This is a genomic window from Streptomyces sudanensis (assembly GCF_023614315.1).
Lineage (GTDB): Bacteria > Actinomycetota > Actinomycetes > Streptomycetales > Streptomycetaceae > Streptomyces > Streptomyces sudanensis.
On the sequence record NZ_CP095474.1, the window covers coordinates 2,215,101 to 2,216,930 of the forward strand.

Here is a 1,830-nt window from a genome sequence, read left to right on the forward strand (position 1 = left end):
CCCCGGAGGGCGCCGGGCGGCGGTGTTACAGGTTGCCGCGCTTGGCCTGCTCGCGCTCGATCGCCTCGAACAGGGCCTTGAAGTTGCCCTTGCCGAAGCCCATCGAGCCGTGGCGCTCGATCAGCTCGAAGAAGACCGTCGGACGGTCCTGGACGGGCTTGGTGAAGATCTGCAGGAGGTAGCCGTCCTCGTCGCGGTCGACGAGGATCTTCAGCTCGCGCAGCGTCTCGACCGGCACCCGCGTCTCGCCGGCCCACTCGCCGAGCGTGTCGTAGTACGAGTCCGGGGTGTCGAGGAACTGCACGCCGGCCGCGCGCATGGTGCGCACGGTGGCGACGATGTCGTTCGTGGCGAGCGCGATGTGCTGGACGCCGGCGCCGCCGTAGAACTCCAGGTACTCGTCGATCTGCGACTTCTTCTTCGCGATCGCCGGCTCGTTGATCGGGAACTTCACCTTGAGGGTGCCGTCCGCGACGACCTTCGACATGAGCGCGGAGTACTCGGTGGCGATGTCGTCGCCCACGAACTCCTTCATGTTGGTGAAGCCCATGACCTTGTTGTAGAAGGCCACCCACTCGTTCATCTTGCCGAGCTCGACGTTGCCGACGCAGTGGTCGATGGCCTGGAAGGTCCGCTTGGCCGGCGGCTCGACGATCGGGGACGCCTCCACGTAGCCGGGCAGGTACGGGCCCGTGTAGCGGGAGCGGTCGACCAGCGTGTGGCGGGTCTTGCCGTACGTGGCGATGGCGGCGAGGACGACGGTGCCGTGCTCGTCCTCGACCTCGTACGGCTCCTCGATGCCGGTGGCGCCGTGCTCGACCGCGTACGCGTACGCCTTGCGGGCGTCCGGGACCTCGATGGCGAGGTCGACGACGCCGTCGCCGTGCTCGGCGACGTGCTCGGCCAGGAAGCGGCCCCGGTCGGTGGACGCCTTGATGACGGAGGTCAGCACGAAGCGGGCGGCGCCGTTCGTCAGTACGTAGCTGGCCGTCTCGCGGCTGCCGTTCTCCGGGCCGGAGTAGGCGACGAGCTTCATGCCGAAGGCCGTGGAGTAGTAGTGCGCGGCCTGCTTGGCGTTGCCGACGGCGAAGACGACCGCGTCCATCCCCTTCACCGGGAAGGGGTCGGCCTGCCGGGCGGTGCCGGGGGTGTCATGCAGAGTCTCAGTCATATCCGCAGGTTCCCCCCGTTCCACAAGCTGCGCAATACTTTGCGTTTCCTCTGGTCAATCTGCCCAGCCGGACAGCGGATCGATCGGACGTTGTGTACAGGATGACCATTGAAAGGCGGACGAGGTGATCGATCATCTGGACGGCAGGCTCATCGCCCTGCTCGCGCGGGAGCCCAGGATCGGGGTGCTGGAGGCGTCGCGGCGGCTGGGGGTGGCGCGCGGCACGGTCCAGGCGCGCCTGGACCGGTTGCAGGCGAACGGCGTGATCAGGGGCTTCGGGCCGGAGGTGGACCCGGCGGCGGTGGGGTACCCGGTGACGGCGTTCGCGACGCTGGAGATCAAGCAGGGGCAGGGCGCGGACGTCCGGGAGCACCTGGCGGGCGTGCCGGAGGTGCTGGAGCTGCACACGACGACGGGCCACGGCGACATGCTGTGCCGTCTGGTGGCCCGTTCGAACGCGGACCTCCAGCGGGTGATCGACCGGGTGGTGGGCTTCGACGGGATCGTCCGCGCCTCGACGGCGATCGTGATGGAGAACCCGGTGCCGCTGCGGATCATCCCGCTGGTCGAGCAGGCCGCGGCGGACACCGCTCCCCCGCCGCCCCGGCGCGGCTGACCCGGCCGGGCGGCACGAGGGGGCGGCGCGNGGGGCGGTGTCC

At 69.5% G+C, this 1,830-nt stretch carries 2 protein-coding genes; one reads left to right on the forward strand and one right to left on the reverse strand.

Translation table 11 applies throughout. The features are described 5' to 3' along the window. Nucleotides 1-25: 25 nt before the first annotated feature. The gene (gene hppD / locus MW084_RS10240) at nt 26-1,171 is read right to left on the reverse strand and encodes a 4-hydroxyphenylpyruvate dioxygenase (RefSeq protein ID WP_010470133.1); all 1,146 of its coding nucleotides are present in this window, start codon (nt 1,169-1,171) and stop codon (nt 26-28) included. A 124-nt stretch (nt 1,172-1,295) separates the two neighbouring features. Between hppD and MW084_RS10245 the strand changes: the two genes are divergently transcribed. Next, nucleotides 1,296-1,787, forward strand: a complete 492-nt coding sequence (locus MW084_RS10245; RefSeq protein ID WP_010470134.1) for an Lrp/AsnC family transcriptional regulator — start codon at nt 1,296-1,298, stop codon at nt 1,785-1,787. Nucleotides 1,788-1,830 lie beyond the last annotated feature (43 nt).